The organism is Streptosporangium fragile (genome assembly GCF_039534445.1).
Classification (GTDB): Bacteria; Actinomycetota; Actinomycetes; order Streptosporangiales; family Streptosporangiaceae; genus Streptosporangium; species Streptosporangium fragile.
This window is the reverse complement of the sequence record NZ_BAAAVI010000111.1, coordinates 1-17,552: the sequence shown is the minus strand read 5'-3', so window position 1 is coordinate 17,552 and position 17,552 is coordinate 1. Positions and strand designations below refer to the sequence as shown.

Genomic DNA, 17,552 nt, shown 5'->3' with positions numbered 1-17,552 from the left:
CGGCCGGGCGGCCCGGCGGCCGGGCGGCCGGGCGGCGTCAGGATGCGGCGCAGGTGACCGCGGTGGGAACTCCGTTGGCTCCGGTCCAGGTCGCGCCGAAGCCGAAGACGGTGGAGGCGCCGCCGGCCAGGGCGCCGTTCCAGTTCGCGTTCTTCACGGTGACGTCGGCACCGGTCTGGGTGTGGACGCCGCTCCAGAGCTGGGTGATCTTCTGGCCGTCCGGGAACGACCACTTCACGGTCCAGCCGCCGATCGCGGAGGTGCCGGTGTTCTTGACCGTGACCTCGCCCTGGAAGCCACCGGGCCAGGAGTTGGCCACCCTGTAGGTCGCGGTGCAGCCGTCACCCCCCGAGGATCCCGCGAGGGTCGTGAAGGTGACCGGCGAGGAGGCGGTGGAGCTGTTCCCCGCGGCGTCGCGGGCGATCACGTAGAACGTGTAGGAGGTGTCCGGGGTCAGCCCGGTCAGGGCGAACGACGCCGAGGACGGCGAGCCGACCTTGACGTCCGTCGCCCCCGCCTCACGGTAGACGTCGTAACCGGTCACCCCGACGGCGTCGGTCGAGGCGGTCCAGGTCAGCGTCGCGCCCGTCGAGGTGATCGCCGAGGCGGCCGGGATGCCCGGCCTGGTCGGCGGGACGGTGTCGTCGGGCGGGACCGTCCCCTCCCTGTCGGCGTACAGGATGCCCCGGCCGTTGGTGCCGAGGTAGACGCGGCCGTAGACCCGGGGGTCGCCGGTGAGGGCCTCGCCCATGTTGCCGTACCGGTGCTCGTCGTCGTTGATCCTGACCCAGGTCGCGCCGGTGTCGTCGGAGCGGAACACGCCGGTCACCCCGCCGATCGTGGCGACCGCGTACAGGGCCTGGTAGCTCTTGCCGGGCGCGGCCTTGCCGAAGCCGACGTTGACCGCGCTCGTGACACCGGGCAGCTTGGCGAACGACGCCCCGCCGTCGGTGGAGCGCCAGATGCCGGAGGTGGCGCCCGAGCCGCCCGCCAGCCAGATGTCGCCCGCACGGCCGGGGACGGCCTTGAACTTGACGTCGCCCTCGGTGGGCAGGCCGGTCGCGGCGGTGGCGGCGAACGAGGCGCCGCCGTTGGTGCTGACGTAGAACTTCCCGCCGCCGAAGCCGTAGAACGTGCCCGGCTTCACCCGGTCGGACTCGACCACGGCCCCGGTCGGCAGGCCGGTGGACGCGGTCCAGGAGTTGCCGTACCCCACCGAGTAGTGCACGCCCACGCCCTTGGGCGCCCAGACGAACCGGGAGCCGTCGGCCGCCGCCGCGACGGTGCCGCCCTCGTTGATCCCGGCGGGCTCGGTGCCCTGGAACCAGTTGGCGCCGCCGTCGGTGGAGAAGGCGACATGGCTGTCGCCGGGTCGCTCGGAGTCGGTGAAGTTGCCGGCGCGGACCATGACGGCCGGGTTGCTCTCGGCGTAGTCGAGGCTGGTCGTCGAGGTGAAGGTCGGCGAGGTGAACATCATGGGCGGCACGGCGTCCAGGTTCGTGTGCCGGAAGCCGCCGATGTCGCCCAGGGCGCTGACCAGCGGCGCGCCGGAGGGCGGGCTGACCAGGTCGAGGACGGCCGTCTCCTCCAGGCCCCGCACCATGGGCTTGATGGTGATCTGACCGCCGGTGTCCCACTTCAGTAGGTCCTCGGTGCCGTAGATGGTGGCGCCGGTGCCGTACATCATGCGGTTGGAGTCGAACGGGTCGATCTCCAGCGACTCGGTCATCCAGCCCAGCTTGGGCGTCACCTCGGGCGGCTGCGGGTTGGACCCGAAGGTCAGCCACGGCGAGGAGGAGATGTCCATCGTGTAGCGGAAGCTACGGTTGGGGTACGAGGTGAAGTCCCAGATCCGGGTCCAGGTCGCGCCCGAGTCGGTGGAGCGGAAGAAGATCACGTCCGGCCACCAGGAGATCTGGGTGGCGACCATCAGCGTGCCGGGGTCCTGCCGGTCGACGGTGAGGCCGCTGTAGCCGAAGTAGGCGTCGGCCGAGGTGGACGGGATCGGGCTGATCCGCGTCCACGCGCCGGTGGTCGTGTCGAGCTTCCACACGTCCCCCTTGCCGCCGTTGTACGGGCCGCCGGTGTCGCTGGTGGCGATGTAGAGCGTGTGGTTGACGTGGTCGAGGACGCCCTTGTGCGCGATGTAGCCGGTGGGCTGCCCGGGGACCCGGCTCCAGGTGGCGCCGCCGTCCGCGGAGCTGTAGACGGTGTTCTCCTTGTCGGCGACGCCGACGTAGATCTTCTGCGTCGCGTTGCCCGCGGTCGCCGAGGTGGGGTCGAAGGTCACCCAGACCACGCCGGGGCGGTGGCTGAGGTAGCCGTTGGGGTCGGCCGGATCCTCCGCGTAGTTCCCGGGGTTGGGGAAGCTCGCGACCTTGGCCCAGGTCACGCCCTTGTCGGTGCTGCGCCACAGGCCGTTGCCGTCGGGCGCGCCGAGGTAGAGGACGCTGTTGTCGTTGGGGTCGACGGCCAGCCGCTCGCCCATCCCCCGGCCGGGCATGTTGCCGCCGAGCTTGAACGGGAGCGGGGTGGCCTGCCAGGTCGCGCCCCGGTCGGCCGAGCGCAGGACGGCACCGTTGTTGGGATCCCAGCCGTTGGTGTACATCCCGGCGGCGACGTAGACCCGGTCGGTCTCCACCGGGTCCGTGGCGAGGCTGACCACGCCGTTGTAGCCCCACTTGTCCCAGCCCACCCAGTCGAGCAGCGGGGTCCAGCTCCTGCCGGACTGCTCCCAGCGGTAGACGCCGCCGATGTCGGTGCGGGCGTAGATCAGGTTCTTCTCGGTCTGGTTGAAGATGATCCCCGGCACGAACCCGCCGCCGTCGATCCGCACGTTCTTCCACTCGTACGACTCCGCGGCGGCCGCGGACGCCGTCGCGCCCTCCGGCGCCGACGCCGACGCGGGCCCGCCCGTGACGGCCGCGCCGACCGACGCGCAGGCCACCGCCACGGCGGCGAGCATGCTGAACAGCCTTCTTCGCATGTACGGCTTCCCTTCGCAATGCAACGGACAAACCGCCATGCACGATCAGGTGACGGGACCCTGACCTTCGACCGCCCATGATGCGCGTGCATGAACGCCCAGAGATTCACACGCCGGACCCCGGCCCGTCAATAGTTTGAACGGGCAACTAACAAATCTGCACGGAACCCCGGGACGGCGGGGAACCGGGCGGGTTCCGCCCCTTCCACACGGGCCGGATCTACTCCCCCTCCACCTCGCACCCGGCGGAGCAGGGCACCCGGGGAGGGATCATCAGCCGCGAGCCGGGCCCGCGGGCGGCGGCCGCGTCATCGGGGTTGGCCAGGGCGCAGCGGTCCAGGGAGAGGCAACCGCAGGCGATGCAGTCGGTCAGCCCGGTGCGGAGGCGTTCGAGCTGCCGGATGCGATCGTCGAGCTCGTCCTGCCACAGCGCCGAGAGCCTCGCCCAGTCCTCCCGGGTGGGCGTACGCTCGTCGGGGAGGGCGGACAGCGCGTCCCGGATGGTCTTGAGCGGGATCCCCACGCGCTGCGAGACCCGGATGAAGGCGATCCTGCGCAGCGTGTCACGGGAGAAGCGGCGCTGGTTGCCGGCGGTGCGGCGGCTGCGGATGAGACCCTTGGCCTCGTAGAAGTGGAGGGTGGACACGGCGACACCGCTGCGCGTGGCGAGCTGACCGACGGTCATCTCCGAGGTGGTGGGCATGCCTCAGTCTATGTTGACCTCAATCAAAGTTGAGGTTTCCGGCTCCCGCCGGGACGTTCACGGAAGCGGAGCTCGACCACCTCCCGGGACGGCCCGCTCACCTCCCGGCCGTGCTCTCCCTGATCATCAGGCGGTAGCTCGCGCCGACCTCCCGGGGCAGGGAACCGGGGCCGCCGTCGATGCGCTGCTTGAGCAGGTCGACCGCGATCCGGGCGAGCTGCGCCTTGTCGGGGGCGACGGTGGTCAGGGTCGGCGTGCTGAAGCGGCCGTCCTCGATGTCGTCGAGCCCGGCCAGCGCGATGTCCTCGGGGATCCGCAGGCCGGCGGCGAGGATGGTCCGCATGGCGCCGAGCGCCAGCAGGTCGTTGAAGCAGAACACCGCGTCGGGCGGCTCGGGGCGCGCCAGCAACTCGGCCATCGCCGCCGCCCCCTGGCCCCTGCGGTAGCGCTCGACCTTGGCCACCGTCTCGGGCAGCCCGTGGGCGGCCATGGCCTCGCGGTATCCGGCCAGGCGGAGCGGGGCGGTGCCGCTGGCGGCGTTGTCCTCCGCGCCGAGGGCGGCGACGCGGGTGCGGCCGAGGCCGATGAGATGCTCGGTGATGTCGCGGGCCGCCCGGACGTTGTCGATCGCCACGTGGTCGGCCGGGCCGTCGTGGATGCGCTCGCCCAGCAGGACGAGCGCGGTGTCGTCGGTGCGCGCCGCGAGCTCGTCGGCGCCGATCGCGATGGGGCTGAGGATGACCCCGTCCACCCGGTGGTCGCGGACCCCGTCGAGGATCCGCCGCTCCCGGTCCAGGCTGCCGTCGGTCTGCTCGATGACGACCAGCCACCTCAGCTCGGCCGCGGCGTCGATGACGAACCGCGACAGCTCGGCGAAGTAGGGCGAGTCGAGCTCGGGCAGGGCCAGGGCGATCACGCCCGTCCGCCCCTGCCGCAGGTTCCGCGCCGACAGGTTCGGCCGGTAGTCGAGCCGGGAGAGCGCCTCCTCGACCTTGGCCCGCGTGGCCGGCGACACGTGGGCGTACCCGTTGACGACGTTGGAGACGGTCTTCACCGAGACCCCCGCCAGGCGCGCGATGTCGCGCAGACTGGCTCCCACCCGCCCACCCCTTCCTGCCCTGCGGCCCGCCGGGCCTGCCGCCGCGGCCGCCCGGCTCCCACGTCACGACCGCCGGAACCGGCCGCCGACGGCCGTACGAGACCCGGCCCCGTCGATCGTAACGCCACGGTATCGACGGACGGGCCACTGTTTACAACGTTGAAACAACGTTGTACAAACACACCTACCCCGAAACACCGCCCCAACAGAGAGGCCGCGTCTTGGCGACCACCGCCCGTCTCACCCTGGACCCCGCCTTCCGGATCGGCTCGGTGGAGCCCCGCCTCTTCGGTTCGTTCGTGGAGCACATGGGCCGCTGCGTCCACACCGGCGTCTTCGAGCCCGGCCACCCGCTGGCCGACGCCGACGGCCTCCGCACCGACGTGCTGGAGCTGACGCGGGAACTCGGGGTGACGCTCGTCCGCTACCCCGGCGGCAACTTCGTCTCCAACTACCGCTGGGAGGACGGCGTCGGCCCGGTCGAGGACCGGCCCGCGCGTCTCGACCTGGCCTGGCGGAGCCTGGAGGACAACAGCTTCGGGCTCAACGAGTTCATGGCCTGGACCGCGAAGGCCGGGGTGGAGCCGATGATGGCGCTCAACCTGGGCACGCGGGGGGTGGCCGAGGCGCTGGAGCTGGTGGAGTACGCCAACCACCCCGGAGGCACCCGGCTGTCCGACCTGCGCCGCGCGCACGGCGCCGACAAGCCGCACGACGTGCGGCTGTGGTGCCTGGGCAACGAGCTGGACGGGCCCTGGCAGATGGGCCACAAGACCGCCGCGGAGTACGGCCGCCTGGCGGCCGAGACCGCGCGGGCGCTCAAGCGCTTCGATCCCGGGCTGTCCCTGGTGGCCTGCGGCAGCTCCAACAGCGCCATGCCGACGTTCGGCGCCTGGGAGGCCGAGGTCCTGGAGGCGACGTACGAGATGGTCGACTACATCTCGCTGCACGCCTACTACGACCCGTCCGACGGCGACGTCGACTCGTTCCTGGCGAGCGGCGCCGACATGGACCACATGATCCGCTCGATCGCCGCGACCGCCGACCACGTGGGCGCCAGGCTGCGCAGCAAGAGGAAGATCAAGCTCTCCTTCGACGAGTGGAACGTCTGGTACCAGAGCCGTTTCGCGGGCGAGTCGTCGCTGGACTGGACCGCGCGGCCCCGGCTGATCGAGGACACCTACGACGTCACCGACGCGGTGGTGGTCGGCAGCCTCCTCATCACCCTGCTGCGCAACGCCGACCGGGTCGGCGTGGCCTGCCAGGCTCAGCTCGCCAACGTCATCGCGCCGATCAGGACCGAGCCGGGCGGCCCCGCCTGGCGGCAGAGCATCTTCCACCCGTTCGCGCTGACCGCCCGGCACGCCCGCGGCCAGGTCCTCCGGGTGGAGCCGGAGTGCGCGACCATCCCGACCTCGAAGTACGGCGACGCGCCCGCGATCTGGGCGACCGCCACGCACGACGAGGAGACCGGCGAGCTGGCGCTGTTCGTGGTCAACCGCGACCGGCGGGGGCCCTGCGCGCTGGAGGTCGTCCTCCCGGAAGGCCTGCGGCCGGTGGAGCACCTGGAGCTCGCCGACGACGATCCGTCGGCGGTCAACACCGCCGAGACGCCCGACCGCGTCAGGCCCAGGCCGGGCACCGGCCTCCGGTTGGAGGGACGCCGGGCTTCCCTGAATCTTCCGCCCGCTTCATGGAGCGTTGTCCGATTCACTCCCGTTTCCCCCCAGGAGTAGAAAATGACCAGTCCCCTGTCCCGCCGCTCGTTCCTGGGCCTGACCGGCGCCGCGGGGCTCACCGCCGCGCTGGCCGCCTGCGGAGGCGGCACCAGGATCGGCGCCGGCTCCTCGGCCCCGGCGTCGGCGGTGCCGTCGTTCTCCGGCGGGGAGTACACCGGACCGAAGGTGACCCTGGACTACTGGAACGGCTTCACCGGCGGCGACGGCCCGCACATGCGGACCATGCTGGAGGCGTTCAACAAGGAGTACGCCGGCCGCATCGAGGTCCGCAACGTGACCCGGCGCTGGGAGGACCTCTACCCGGCCATGCCCACGGCCATCAGCGCGGGCAAGGGCCCGGACGTGGCGATCATCCACAACGACCGGATCGGCACCTTCGCCGCCCGCCGGACGCTGGTCCCGCTGGACGACGTGGTCGGCGCGCTGCAGCTCGGCGAGACCGACTTCATCCCCGCGGTGTGGAACGCCGGGATCTACGACGGCAAGCGCTACAGCGTGCCGCTGGACGTGCACAGCCTCGGCGACTACTGGAACCGGGCCCACCTGGAGAAGGCCGGGCTGAGCGAGGCCCCCACCGACAAGGCCGGGTACGAGGACGCCCTGGCCGAGCTCAAGGACGCCGGGATCGAGACCCCGTTCTGGATGCCCAGCAAGTGGCCGGCCCACCTGATGTTCATGAGCCTGCTCTGGCAGTTCGGCGGCGAGCTCTACAGCGAGGACGGCACCCGGGCGCTCTGGGGGTCCGACGCGGGCGCGCAGGCCCTGACCTGGATGGTCGAGCAGATCGGCAAGGGCTTCAGCCCCGCCAAGGTCGCCCAGGACAGCCAGTACGCCGCCTTCAAGAACGACAAGGTGAGCTTCACCTGGGACGGCATCTGGCAGATCAACGACCTGAAGACCAACGCCCCCTCCCTGAAGTGGGGCCTCTCGCCGGTGCCGAACATCGGCGGCACGGCGGCGGTCTGGGCCTCCTCCCACAACTTCGTGATGACCTCCCAGGCGGGCAAGGACCCGGACAAGGTGCAGGCGGCCAAGTTCTTCATCGACCACATGAGCCGCCAGTCGACCGAGTGGGCCAAGGCCGGCATGATCCCGGCGCGCAACTCCGTCCGCCAGGACCCCGGGGTCGCCGACCTGCCGCAGATCAAGCTGGCCGCCGACGTGAACGTCTTCCACTTCCTGCCGGCCCTGCCCGGCGTCGGCGACGTGCAGTCCAAGGCGCTGGAGCTGGCCGTGGCCAAGGCGGTGCTGAGGGAGGCCTCCGCCGCGGACGCGCTGAAGGAGGGCGTGGCGACCGCGGACAAGCTGCTCGCCGACAACAAGCGGAAGTACGGGAATTGAACGTGCTCACCGGGAAGCGGAGCCCGTCCGGCGCCGCCGTGCCGGACAGGCCGCCCGCCGGGGCCGCGCGGCGGATGCGCCCCTGGACCCCGTACGCGTTCCTGGCCCCGTACCTGGCGCTGTTCGCCGTCTTCATGGTGCTGCCGATCGGCTTCGGGTTCTGGACCAGTCTGCACGAGTGGGACATCAACCTGCCCCGCAAGCCGTTCGTCGGGGTGGAGAACTACACCGACCTGTTCGATCCGGGCAGCGTGGACGGCGGCCGGTTCTGGACGGCCATGCGGGCCACCGGGATCTTCACGGTCGCGTCCGTACCCCTGCTCATCGTGCTGCCGCTGCTCACCGCGCTGCTGATGAACGGCCGCTTCAGGGGACGCAACGTCTACCGGGCCGTCTACTTCGCGCCGTACGTGCTGGGTGTCGCGGTCGTCGGGTTCGTCTGGCGCTTCCTGCTGGACGGCAACATCGGCCTGGTCAACCACTACCTCGGTCTGGACGTGCAGTGGACCACCGACGTGCCGCCCGCCTGGGTCGCGCTCGTCGGCGTGACGGTGTGGTGGACGCTCGGCCTGAACGCGGTCATCTTCCTCGCCGGGCTCCAGGACATCCCGCGCGAGCTGCACGAGGCGGCGATGGTCGACGGCGCCTCCGCCCGGCACCGGTTCCGCGCGGTCACCCTGCCGGGGCTGCGGCCGGTCATGGTGTTCGTGGTCAACTCCACGATCCTGGCTTCGGCCAACATGTTCGGCCAGTCGTATCTGATCACCGGCGGCGCCCCGGCCGACCAGACGAAGACCGCGATCTACCTCATCGCCGAGACCGGCCTGCGCCAGTTCGACATGGGCACCGCGTCCGCGATGAGCTTCGTCCTCGCCGCCTTCCTGATGCTCGCCAGCGCCCTGGTCTTCGGCGCCTTCCGGGAGAGGAGCAGGCCTTGACCCGCGACGTCCGCCGGCTCCGGCGCGCGCTGCTCCACCTGGTCCTCGCGGTGATCGCGGCGCTCTACCTGAGCCCGCTGGTCTACATGGTCTCCACCTCGTTCAAGACGCGGGAGGGCGCGGGGTCGACAGAGCCGCGGTGGATCCCGGACCCGGCCACCCTGGACGCCTACCGGGAGATCCTGAACAGCGCGGACAGCCCGATCGTCGCCTGGTTCGCCAACAGCCTCGCCGCCGCGACCGCCCACGCGGCGCTGGTCCTGGTGACGGCGGCGCCGGCCGCGTACGCGCTGGCCAGGCTCCGCTTCCGCGGCCGGAACGCGATCTTCGCGGTGATCGTGGCGACCCTGTTCGTGCCGCCCGTGGTGCTGCTGATCCCGAACTTCCTGATCGTCAACGAGCTGGCCTGGGTGGACAGCCTGCCCGCGGTGATCGTCCCGGCCGCGGCGGGGGCGTTCGGGGTGTTCTTCCTACGGCAGTTCTTCGTCACCCTGCCGGGCGAGCTGGAGGAGGCCGCCGAGCTGGACGGCTGCAACCGATGGCAGATCTTCACCACCATCGCGCTCCCCCTGGCCCGCCCGGCGCTGGTCACCCTCTTCCTGCTGTCGTTCCTCACCAACTGGAACGACTTCCTGTGGCCGATCTACGTGCTGCTGAGCCCGGAGTCCCTGACCCTCCCGGCGGGCCTGGGCAACTTCCAGGGCGCCAACAACATCCGCTACGACCTGCTGATGACCGGCGCGGTGATCGCCAGCCTGCCGGTGATCGCGCTCTACCTCGTCGCCCAGCGCTGGGTCATCGAGGGCATCTCCCGATCCGGGCTGAAGGGGTGAGCGGGCCAGAATAGGGCTCATGACGAGGACACCGGGCCCGGCCGGGCCGGCGCCGCTGTGGGTGGTGAGCGGGCCGCCGGGCGCGGGGAAGTCGACCGTGGCGGCGGCGCTGCTGGCCCGGCTCGACCCGGTGCCCGCGCTGCTCGACAAGGACACCGTCTACGGCGGGTTCGTGGCGGCCACCCTGCGCGCCCACGGCCGGGACCGGGGCGAGCGCGAGGGCCCCTGGTACGACGAGCACGTCAAGCGGTACGAGTACGAGGGGCTGACCGCGGTCGCCCGGCAGATCCGCGCCCACGGCTGCCCGGTCCTGCTCGAAGGCCCCTTCACCACCCAGGTGCACGACGCCGCGGTGTGGGCGCGCTGGGTCGGGGAGCTGGGCGGGCCCCCGGTCCACCTGCTCTGGGTCCGCTCGGACGGGCCCACCCTGCGCTCCCGGCTGACGGCCAGGGGGCTGTCCAGGGACGCGGGCAAACTTGACCGGTTCGACGACTACCTGCGGGCGATCCGGGTGGACGAACCTCCCGCGGTGCCGCACACCGAGATCGACAACCGCCCCGGCGCCCCCTCCCTGGCGTCGCAGCTGGACGCGCTCACCGCGGCCCTCGCGCGGGCCGGGGAGTCCCTCAGGGCACCTGGAAGCGGTCGTCCCTGACGTCGGTGATCGCCATGTGGCCCGGGAGGTGGCCGATCGCGTACGGCACCCCGCCGGCCATGACGGCGGCCTGCGGGGTCACCCCGCAGGCCCAGAAGACCGGGACCTCCCCCGGCCGGATCTCCACGGGGTCGCCGAAGTCGGGAACGCCCAGGTCGGCGATCCCGATCTCCCTCGGGTCGCCGACGTGCACCGGGGCCCCGTGCACCGCCGGGTACCGCGCGGTCACCCGGACGGCGGTCGGGACCAGGGACGCCGGGACCGGGCGCATCGAGACGACCAGCGGCCCGCCCAGCGAGCCCGCCGGGCGGCAGGGAACCGAGGTGAGATACATGGGCACGTTCGTCCCGGCCTCGATGTGCCGGACCGGGACCCCGGCGCGCAGCAGCGCGTCCTCGAAGGTGAAGCTGCAGCCCAGCAGGAAGGCCACCAGGTCGTCCCGCCAGGCGTCGCGCACGTCGCCCACGTCGGCCACGGCCGTGCCGCCCTCGTAGATCCGGTAGGCGGGCAGGTCGGTGCGGAGGTCGCCGCCGAACAGCTCCGTACTCACCGCGCCGGGATCCCCGACATCCAGCACCGGGCAGGCGACCGGGTTGCGCTGGGCGAACAGGAGCAGGTCGTAGGCGAGGTCGCGGGGCACCGCGAGCAGGTTGGCCTGGGTCCAGCCCCGGCACCATCCGGCGGTGGGCGTCCGCAGCCCCTCGCGGAAACGGCGCCGGGCCTCGCCGGGAGTGAGCGCTGCCACGTCCATCGGCGGATCATAACCCCGCCCCCGCGCCCGTCCAACCCACCCCGCCCGCACATCCGCGGGGCCGCCCGGCACCCCGCCGGGCGCGCCCATTCACATCGGACGTCACGGAAAATCGGTTCTTATCAATCCATAACCTTCACAAGTGTATTTACACAAAATTGAGTCAGATTTCATGACTCAATTGCATTGCAGCCATACCGCGCTGGCCTTACCTTCCCGGTATGGATCTCGAGCTCCGACACCTCAGGATCGTGCGCGCGGTCGCCGAGGCCGGTAGCGTGACCAAGGCGGCCAGCCACCTCGGTCTGGCTCAGCCCGCACTGACGGCGCAGCTCAAACGGATAGAGCGGGTGCTCGGCGGGACTCTCTTCGAACGTGACCACAACGGCGCGCGGCCGACGCCCCTGGGAGAGCTCGTCCTGTCGAGGGCGATGGTCCTGCTGCCCGCCGCCCGAGAGCTCCAGGAGGAGGCCCGGCGCTTCGCCAACGCCACGGCCGACATCCCCAGATACCGCCTGGGCGCCACCAACGGGCCGATACTCGGCGGGCTGATGGACCGCCTGGCCACCGCCTGGCCCTCGACTCCGGTGAGCACCCACACCTCCTGGTCGGCCAGGGAGCTGACCAGCATGGTGATGCTCGGCCGGCTCGACTTCGTGTTCATCGGCGCCTGCGGGGAGAGCCTGCCGCCGGTGGAGGGGCCGGTGGTGTGGCTCACCGTCGGCACCGACCCGGTCTTCGTACTCGTCAACGAGGATCACCCGCTGGCCGACCGGAAGGAGGTCGACCTGGCCGAGCTGGCCGACGAGCAGTGGACGGTCACTCCGGGCGACAGCTGCTTCGGCGACTGCTTCGCCACCGCCTGCGCCCGCGCGGGTTTCACGCCCCGCACCATCTACGAGACGGACGTGGCCACCTGCATGCACCTGGCCAAGGTGGGCCGCGCCGTCGCGCTCTGCCAGGCCACCTTCCAGCCCGCCGAGGGACTGAGGCTGGTGCCGCTCACCGGGACTCCGCTGCGCTGGCGGCAGCTGCTCGGCTGGCACCCGGAGGCGGCCACCGCGAGCGTCGCGTCGTCGATCTTCGAGCACGCCAAGGGCGCGCACGCCGACGCGGTACGGCGGAGCAGGCGGTACGCCACCTGGCTGGCCGACAACCCCGGCCTGGGCACCTCCCCCTGATGCCGGGCCGGGCCGCGCGGGCGGTCCCCGGCAGCCCGCGCGGCCCGCCGGGTCTCCGCACCGCCCGGCTCCGCCGCGTCCGCGGGTCGAGAACAATGGGGGGATGAGCGAGCTTCTCACGTTGAGCGAGGGCGCGGTGCTGACGCACCTCGTCACCCGGGCCGAACTGGCGGACGGGGTGCTGCTGGCCGCCGACGACCTGCGGCTGTGGGCGCGGCTGGCCGACGGCGACGGGGTGCCGCTGGCCGGGGGCGGGCGGGTCCGGACCTCGACGGAGACGGGCGAGCCGGTCCTGACCGGGCCGGCGGGCTGGCTGGCCGGGCTGGAGCCGGGACAGGCGGCCGCGCTGCGGCTGCGCGGCGGCTCCTTCGAGCTGTCGGTCGCCGACCTGGACGACGTCCCCGCCGAGCGGGCGCTCCGGGTGGTGCAGGAGTTCGGCGAGCAGGCGCTCGACACGCTACGCGCCTTCGCCGAGGGGCTGGAGCCCAGCCCCGGCGTGCCGATCGACGTGGTGGTCCTGGAGCTGCTGATGAAGGCCCCCGAGACCTTCGCCGACCCGCTCCCGCCGCTGGCCCCGCTGCTGGTGGGCGCCTCGCTGGAGCTGCGCGGCGGCCGGGTGGGGATCGTGGGGGCGCCGTGGGACGCCGAGTCGGTCGCGGGCCTGGCTCCGCTGGACGTCATCAGGCTGGCCCTGGTGCGCAGCGCCCTGCGCACCTACGGAGAGGGTGCCGACCTGTCCAAGGCGATCACCTACCTGTCCCGGTCGGAGGCGGTGCTGGAGCGGATCGCCGACGAGGTGGAGCGCGAGCCGCTCGGCCCGGCGCTGGTCGGGGCGCTCCCCCGGACCGAACCGGCCGCGCTGCTGCTGATCGCCAGATCGGCCGAGGGCCAGGGCCGCTCGTTCGAGGCGGCCGGGCTGGTCTCCGAGGTGCTGTCCCTCTCCCCCGGGCTGGCCCCGGCCGAGCGGGACGCCGCCGAGTACGCCGCGTGCCGCACCGAGGCGGGCGCCCCGCTGCCCGAGCGGGCCGCGCACCTGTTCCGGCAGCTGCTCGCGTACGCCTACCGCCCGGCCCGCCGCCGCCTGGTCGAGGATCTGGTCGCGCTGAGCGTCCGGGTGGCCGAGCCCGCCCTGGCCGACCTGGCGCTGTTCGAGCACGACGTGGTCGGCGAGTTCCTGGACGCGCGGGCCGAGTGGCTGCGCGACGACGAGGTGGAGCTGCTGGAGTCGTGGCGGCGTACGCCGCTGCGCCTCTGGGAGGTCGTGGCGGTGGCCGGGGAGGAGATCACCGTACGCGACGGCGAGGAGCGGGTGACGCTCTCCGACGAGCTGCTCTCGCGGCAGGCCCTGCCCGGTGACCTGATGCTGACCAGGATGCTGAGCGACGGTTCGGGCCCGCACGTGTTCGGCCACCCGTTCAAGGTCGATCCGGAGCGCGCGGAGGAGATGCGGGCCCTGCTCGCCGACCCCGTCGACCCGTACGCGGTGGCCGCCTTCTTCCGGCGTCCCCGTCGGACGCCGGGCGCCCCCTCCGCCGCGGGCTGATCCACCACGCCGCCGTTTTCTTCCCCTTCCGCGATATTTGCGCCTTCTTACGGCGATGATCAGTCAGAATCAAGCGGTTACCGGTCGCAACTGGGTACCAAAAGAACGTAAGTTGCTTTGACGTGGCCAAAACGAGGAGTGTTGACTAGGCGCATGCTGAGTGAAGCGAGCGGCTCGAACGCCGGCGCGGGGGCGCTTCTGAAGATCCTGCGCGATGGCCGGCCCCGGACGAGGGCCGAACTGGTCCAGATGACCGGGCTGGCCAGATCCACCCTGGCGCAGCGCCTGGACGCGCTGGTGAGCCGCGAGTGGATCCTCCCGACCGACGAGGCCGTCTCCTCCGGCGGCCGCCCCGCCGTCGCCTTCGCCTTCAACCGCGCCGCCCGCATCGTCCTCGCCGCCGACCTCGGCGCCACGCACGCCCGGGTGGCGATCACCGACCTGGGCGGTGAGATCCTGGCGGAGCGCACGGCCGAGATCCGGATCGACCGCGGCCCCGAGGAGACACTCGGCTGGCTGCACCGCATGTTCGAGGAGATGCTCGCCGAGACCGGCCATGACCGGCGGGACGTCTGCGGCATCGGCCTCGGGCTCCCCGGCCCGGTCGCGCACGGCTCGGGACGGCCGGTCAACCCGCCGATCATGCCCGGCTGGGACGGCTTCCCGGTGCCCGAGTGGCTCGGGTCGCGCTTCGACGCCCCCGTCCTCGTCGACAACGACGTCAACATCATGGCGTTGGGGGAGCACTGGGTCGCCCGCCCCGACACCGAGCACCTCATCTTCATCAAGATCGGCACCGGCATCGGCTGCGGCATCATCAGCGACCGCCGCCTGCATCGGGGGGCTCAGGGCGCGGCCGGCGACATCGGGCACATCCGCGTGGCCTCGATCCCCGACACCGTCTGCCGCTGCGGGAACACCGGCTGCCTGGAGGCCGTCGCCAGCGGCGCCGCGCTGGCCGCCAGGCTGCGCGCCGAAGGAGTGGCGGCCGACGACAGCCGCGACGTGATCCGCCTGGTGCGCGGCGGCAACACCCAGGCCGTGCAGCTCATCCGGCAGGCCGGCCGCGAGGTCGGCGACGTGCTCGCCTCCATCGTCAACTTCTTCAACCCCTCGGTGATCGTGGTCGGCGGCGACATCGCCGAGGCCGGCGAGCAGGTCCTCGCGGGCCTGCGCGAGGTCATCTACAGCCGCTCGCTCCCCCTGGCCACCCAGCACCTGACGATCGCCGCCAGCGAGCTGGGCGACCGCGCGGGCGTGATCGGTGCCGCCGTCATGGTCATCGAGCACGTCCTGGCCCCGGGCGCCGTCGACGAGTCCTTCACCACCGCCTGACCGTCGCAGACCGCGCGGCGGGGACGCCGGGGGGCGCCGCCCCGTCTCCTCGCCCCACGCGGCCGGCGACAGCACACGACGGCCCGGCGGCGTGCGACCGGGCCGGGCTCCGGGGACCTGAGTAGGAACACCCAGCCGCGCCTGAGTGCGCGCGCCCTTCCCGGGGCCCGCGACCTCCGGGATGCTCTCGCCATGAGATGGTGGATCTTCCTGGTCGCGCTGGTCACCACGGTGGTGGCCGGGTGGCTGCTCGTGTACGCCGACGTTCCGCTCTCCACGTTCCTGTCGCTGGCGCTCGGCGCGATCAGCCTCATCTGGCTGATCGTGCTCCTCACCCTCCCGTGGAACCTCTACTTCGGCGCGCGCCGGGTCGTCCACGAGATCCACGCCTCGCGCGAGCGCGGGATCGAGGTGCCCGAGGCCCACGAGGCCGAGGCGCTGGAGATCGCCCGGCGCATGCGCAGGTTCGCGATCGGCGGCCACCTCGTCTCGGCCGCGGTCCTCGCCGTCATCACCTTCTTCTCCGGCGCCGACGTGGGCTACTACTTCGCCGGGTTCTACCTGCTCAGCACCTTCTTCCGGCCCGCGGGCGCCTACCTGTCGCACCTGCGCGAGCGGGTCACCACGCTGATGAGCGAGGCCCGGCACCCGCGCGAGGACGTCGTCTCCCTCGTCGCGCGGGTGGACGGCCTGGCGACCGAGATGGCCGCGCTCACCGAGTCCGTCGAGCGGCTCCGGCAGGACACCGCGGAGCTCCGCGCCGACCTGCGGGCCGGCGACGAGGGGCTGGAACGCCGGATCACCGGCCTCGCCCGCCGTTTCGAGGACACGGTGGACGGCCTCACCGACAACCACGAAGTGATCACCGGGCTCAAGGCCTTCCTCCGGCTCGTGCGCGCCGACGCCCGGGGAGCGGAGTGAGCACCCGCGCCGACGCGGCCCGGGAACGGCCCCGCGCCCGGTACCGGTCGGCGCCGGCGACCGCGGCGGATCCGGACGACCACGACGGGCCCGGACGACCACGACGGCGAGCCGGAATCCCCCTCTCTCAGCGGGAGACCAGCTCCCCCGACGCGCGCAGTTCCCGCGCGAACCACGAGATGGTGCGGCGCAGCCCCTCGGTGACGTCGACCCGGGGCTGCCACCCCAGGCGCGAGGCGGCCAGCGCGGTGTCGGGGCGCCGGACCTCGGGGTCGTCCACCGGTCGGCCGACGAACCGGATCGGCGACTCCGAGCCGACGAGCTGCCGGATCGTCTCCGCCAGGGCGAGGACGGTCATCTCCGCGGGGTTGCCGATGTTGACGGGGCCCTCGAACCCGCTGCGGGCCAGCGCGAGGATCCCCTCCACGGTGTCGTCCACGTAGCAGACGGACCTCGTCTGCCTTCCGTCGCCGGCCACGGTGATCGGCTCGCCGCGCAGGGCCTGGCGGATGAAGGTGGGGATGGCCCGGCCGTCGTGGGGCCGCATCCGCGGCCCGTACGTGTTGAAGATCCGTACGATCGCGGTGTCGGTCCCGTGGGAGTTGCGGTAGGCCGTGGTCAGCGACTCGGCGAAGCGCTTGGCCTCGTCGTACACGCTCCGCGGGCCGACGGGGTTGACGTTGCCCCAGTAGGTCTCCCGCTGCGGGTGCTCCAGCGGGTCGCCGTACACCTCGCTCGTGGAGGCCAGCACGAAGCGGGCGCCCTTCTCCTTGGCGAGCCCGAGGGCGTGCAGGGTGCCGAGGCTGCCCACCTTGAGCGTCTCGATCGGCAGCCGCATGTAGTCCACGGGTGAGGCCGCGGAGGCGAAGTGGAGCACCAGGTCCACGTCCCCGGGAACGTGGACGAAGCCCGTCAGGTCACACTCGACGAGCCGGAACGACGGCCGCCCGATGAGATGCTCGACGTTACGGGGCGAGCCGGTCAGGAAGTTGTCCATGCAGACGACCCCGGCCCCCTCCTCGACCAGCCGCTCGCACAGGTGCGAACCGAGGAATCCGGCTCCGCCGGTGACCACCACCCGTCGCGCGTTCATCGACTACCTCCAGCAGATCGGCAGCGGCGCCGAGGACGTCCCGGACGCCGATTTCCAGCAGGCCCGGATCGGGCCGGTCCCCGTGGGGGTCGCCGGAGCGCCCCGCCCAGAGGACGACGTGCGGCCCGTGCGGCGGCGGCCCCCACAGGGCCGGCGCCACGGGGCCGAACAGGACCACCGAGGGGGTGGCGAACGCGGTCGCCAGGTGGGCCACCCCGGTGTCGCCGCAGACGACCAGCCGGGCGTCCGCCACCAGCGCGGCCAGCTCTCCCAGGCCGGTGCGCCCGGCGAGCACGCGGTCCGGCGGCAGGCCGGCGCGGGCGGCCACCTCCTCGGCGACCGGCCGCTCGGCGGCGTTCCCGGTGACCAGGACCTCGTTCCCTCCGTCCCGCAGCCAGGCCGCGACCCGCGCGAACCGCTCGGCGGGCCACCGC

Annotated in this window: 15 protein-coding genes; 9 read left to right on the top strand and 6 right to left on the bottom strand. The window is 72.4% G+C overall.

Annotated features, from left to right (window positions below):
- Positions 1-37 precede the first annotated feature (37 nt).
- The 3 genes from ABD841_RS38385 to ABD841_RS38375 form a co-directional block, all read right to left on the bottom strand.
- A complete protein-coding gene (locus ABD841_RS38385) occupies positions 38-2,986 on the bottom strand; it encodes a cellulose binding domain-containing protein (RefSeq protein ID WP_344981972.1) in 2,949 nt (982 codons plus the stop codon).
- Positions 2,987-3,206: 220 nt separating this feature from the next.
- The gene (gene soxR, locus ABD841_RS38380) at positions 3,207-3,689 is read right to left on the bottom strand and encodes a redox-sensitive transcriptional activator SoxR (protein WP_344981971.1); all 483 of its coding nucleotides are present in this window, start codon (positions 3,687-3,689) and stop codon (positions 3,207-3,209) included.
- 97 nt (positions 3,690-3,786) lie between these two features.
- A complete protein-coding gene (locus ABD841_RS38375) occupies positions 3,787-4,788 on the bottom strand; it encodes a LacI family DNA-binding transcriptional regulator (protein ID WP_344981970.1) in 1,002 nt (333 codons plus the stop codon).
- A gap of 221 nt (positions 4,789-5,009) precedes the next feature.
- Here ABD841_RS38375 and arfA point away from each other — a divergent pair, with 221 nt between their 5' ends.
- The 5 genes from arfA to ABD841_RS38350 are packed head-to-tail and all read left to right on the top strand — an operon-like array spanning position 5,010 to position 10,294.
- Positions 5,010-6,524 (top strand): arabinosylfuranosidase ArfA, encoded by a 1,515-nt coding sequence (gene arfA / locus ABD841_RS38370; RefSeq protein ID WP_344981969.1) that lies wholly within the window; start codon positions 5,010-5,012, stop codon positions 6,522-6,524.
- A gap of 3 nt (positions 6,525-6,527) precedes the next feature.
- On the top strand, positions 6,528-7,868 hold the full coding sequence (locus ABD841_RS38365) for an ABC transporter substrate-binding protein (RefSeq protein WP_344981968.1): 1,341 nt from the start codon (positions 6,528-6,530) through the stop codon (positions 7,866-7,868).
- A gap of 2 nt (positions 7,869-7,870) precedes the next feature.
- The gene (locus tag ABD841_RS38360; protein ID WP_344981967.1) at positions 7,871-8,806 is read left to right on the top strand and encodes a carbohydrate ABC transporter permease; all 936 of its coding nucleotides are present in this window, start codon (positions 7,871-7,873) and stop codon (positions 8,804-8,806) included.
- On the top strand, positions 8,803-9,639 hold the full coding sequence (locus ABD841_RS38355; protein WP_344981966.1) for a carbohydrate ABC transporter permease: 837 nt from the start codon (positions 8,803-8,805) through the stop codon (positions 9,637-9,639). Before ABD841_RS38360 ends, ABD841_RS38355 begins: the two co-directional genes overlap by 4 nt.
- Positions 9,640-9,658: 19 nt before the next feature.
- Positions 9,659-10,294, top strand: coding sequence for a P-loop nucleotide/nucleoside kinase family protein (locus ABD841_RS38350; protein WP_344981965.1), 636 nt, complete (start codon positions 9,659-9,661; stop codon positions 10,292-10,294).
- Here ABD841_RS38350 and ABD841_RS38345 read toward each other — a convergent pair.
- On the bottom strand, positions 10,266-11,045 hold the full coding sequence (locus ABD841_RS38345; protein WP_344981964.1) for a putative hydro-lyase: 780 nt from the start codon (positions 11,043-11,045) through the stop codon (positions 10,266-10,268). The two genes, ABD841_RS38350 and ABD841_RS38345, sit on opposite strands and share 29 nt — an antisense overlap.
- Before the next feature lie 221 nt (positions 11,046-11,266).
- On the opposite strand from ABD841_RS38345, the gene ABD841_RS38340 reads away from it, so the two are divergent.
- The 4 genes from ABD841_RS38340 (at position 11,267) to ABD841_RS38325 (ending at position 16,025) form a co-directional block, all read left to right on the top strand.
- Positions 11,267-12,226 (top strand): LysR family transcriptional regulator, encoded by a 960-nt coding sequence (locus ABD841_RS38340; RefSeq protein WP_344981963.1) that lies wholly within the window; start codon positions 11,267-11,269, stop codon positions 12,224-12,226.
- 103 nt (positions 12,227-12,329) lie between these two features.
- Positions 12,330-13,769, top strand: coding sequence for a hypothetical protein (locus tag ABD841_RS38335; RefSeq protein WP_344981962.1), 1,440 nt, complete (start codon positions 12,330-12,332; stop codon positions 13,767-13,769).
- Positions 13,770-13,922: 153 nt separating this feature from the next.
- Positions 13,923-15,104 carry an ROK family transcriptional regulator gene (locus ABD841_RS38330; RefSeq protein ID WP_344981961.1) on the top strand — a complete coding sequence of 394 codons (1,182 nt, stop codon included), beginning with the start codon at positions 13,923-13,925 and terminating at the stop codon, positions 15,102-15,104.
- Positions 15,105-15,296: 192 nt separating this feature from the next.
- Complete coding sequence (locus ABD841_RS38325) at positions 15,297-16,025, top strand: hypothetical protein (RefSeq protein ID WP_344981960.1); 729 nt, start codon at positions 15,297-15,299, stop codon at positions 16,023-16,025.
- Positions 16,026-16,152: 127 nt separating this feature from the next.
- On the opposite strand, the gene ABD841_RS38320 is transcribed toward ABD841_RS38325, so the two are convergent.
- Together ABD841_RS38320 and ABD841_RS38315 are read right to left on the bottom strand one after the other, a co-directional pair.
- On the bottom strand, positions 16,153-17,100 hold the full coding sequence (locus tag ABD841_RS38320; RefSeq protein ID WP_344981973.1) for a UDP-glucuronic acid decarboxylase family protein: 948 nt from the start codon (positions 17,098-17,100) through the stop codon (positions 16,153-16,155).
- Positions 16,991-17,552, bottom strand: a 562-nt coding sequence (locus ABD841_RS38315) for a glycosyltransferase family 9 protein (RefSeq protein ID WP_344981959.1), incomplete at its 5' end; no start/stop codon positions are given. The genes ABD841_RS38315 and ABD841_RS38320, both read right to left, overlap by 110 nt.

Bases quoted from the DNA above. Each gene is read 5' to 3' on its own strand.
- ABD841_RS38365 (WP_344981968.1), top strand. From the start codon at position 6,528: ATGACCAGTCCCCTGTCCCGCCGCTCGTTCCTGGGCCTGACCGGCGCC.
- ABD841_RS38335 (WP_344981962.1), top strand. From the start codon at position 12,330: ATGAGCGAGCTTCTCACGTTGAGCGAGGGCGCGGTGCTGACGCACCTC.
- ABD841_RS38350 (WP_344981965.1), top strand. From the start codon at position 9,659: ATGACGAGGACACCGGGCCCGGCCGGGCCGGCGCCGCTGTGGGTGGTG.
- ABD841_RS38330 (WP_344981961.1), top strand. From the start codon at position 13,923: ATGCTGAGTGAAGCGAGCGGCTCGAACGCCGGCGCGGGGGCGCTTCTG.
- soxR (WP_344981971.1), bottom strand. From the start codon at position 3,689: ATGCCCACCACCTCGGAGATGACCGTCGGTCAGCTCGCCACGCGCAGC.
- ABD841_RS38385 (WP_344981972.1), bottom strand. From the start codon at position 2,986: ATGCGAAGAAGGCTGTTCAGCATGCTCGCCGCCGTGGCGGTGGCCTGC.
- ABD841_RS38325 (WP_344981960.1), top strand. From the start codon at position 15,297: ATGAGATGGTGGATCTTCCTGGTCGCGCTGGTCACCACGGTGGTGGCC.
- ABD841_RS38340 (WP_344981963.1), top strand. From the start codon at position 11,267: ATGGATCTCGAGCTCCGACACCTCAGGATCGTGCGCGCGGTCGCCGAG.
- ABD841_RS38345 (WP_344981964.1), bottom strand. From the start codon at position 11,045: ATGGACGTGGCAGCGCTCACTCCCGGCGAGGCCCGGCGCCGTTTCCGC.